This window comes from Shewanella sp. SG41-4 (assembly GCF_014164505.1).
Lineage (GTDB): Bacteria > Pseudomonadota > Gammaproteobacteria > Enterobacterales > Shewanellaceae > Shewanella.
Map to the genome: position 1 here is coordinate 1 of NZ_JACJFI010000641.1, position 1,173 is coordinate 1,173.

The 1,173-nt window shown below is 37.4% G+C and carries 2 protein-coding genes; both read left to right on the forward strand.

All coding sequences use genetic code 11. The annotated features are described in order from the left end of the window. Window positions 1–556: restriction endonuclease subunit S (locus H5202_RS22915; protein ID WP_182774042.1), on the forward strand; the 556-nt coding region annotated here is incomplete at its 5' end. 119 nt (window positions 557–675) lie between these two features. Then, window positions 676–1,173: type I restriction-modification system subunit M N-terminal domain-containing protein (locus tag H5202_RS22920; protein ID WP_182774043.1), on the forward strand; the 498-nt coding region annotated here is incomplete at its 3' end.

The window sequence follows — 1,173 nt, forward strand, 5'->3', positions numbered from 1 at the left end:
GCTAGAAGATTTAGTTGATATTATAAGGCCTCAGGCTGTTAAACATGTTGAGGATGGTGTTGAAAATTTTTACGAGTTCAACTTATCTAACCTTGATGATGTTGGCTTCGTTAGCGGCGAAGGTAAGCAAATCTGTGTCAGTCAGAATGATATTAGTAAGGCAAATAAGCAAGCCATTAAAGCGAATGATGTACTTGTTGTATGTAAAGGTGCTGTAGGTAAAATTGGTTTCGCTGATGGCAATATTGGCGATAATGCCATTGCTAGCCAGGCATTTTCTATATTACGCGTTAAGCCTTATGTGAAAGAAATAACCGCAGAAGCACTTTATCAATATTTGACGTCTAAATATGGCCAACAATTACTAGTTGAATTAGCCACTGGCACCAGTGCGTTGATGCTATCAGCGAAAGATTTAAACACCCTTGATGTACCACTGTATCCCGCTGAAAAGTTAGATGAAATTAGTGAGGTTCGTCAAAAAGTTATTAATATTTTTCAGCAGATTGAAGGCCTAAAATCAGATGTTAAACAGCTAAATGAAAGTTGGTTGTAAATTAAACATCACAATCGTTGAATAACAACGAGTTATTACTGACATTTTAATAATAACTCGTTTAATATGAAATTATTACAGGGAGCGTAACCTCCCCCAATAGGGATATAAAAAAGCTTATGGCAACTAAGACATCAACTGCAAATAAAAAAGATAAATCATTTGAAGAAACACTTTGGGATGCAGCTAACAAGCTGCGTGGTAGTGTTGAATCGTCAGAATACAAACACATTGTATTGAGCCTGATTTTCTTAAAATTCATCAGTGATACTTTTGAAAAGCAGCGTCAAAAGCTGATTGATGCAGGGCTTGAAAAGCATATTGATATGGTACCTGCCTATACCAAAGATAACGTATTCTATTTACCACCTGAAAGCCGTTGGAGCTTTGTTCAGCAGAACGCTAAACAAGAAGATATTGCGCTGAAAATTGATACCGCTCTGAGCACTATCGAGAAAACTAACAAAGCATTACAAGGTGCATTGCCAGATAACTACTTCTCTCGTCTTGGGTTAGATGTCAGCAAGCTATCTGCGCTGATTGATGTGATTAACAACATCGACACGTTAGCAAATCCGCACCAAGATGTTGTTGGTCGAGTCTACGAATATTTCTTG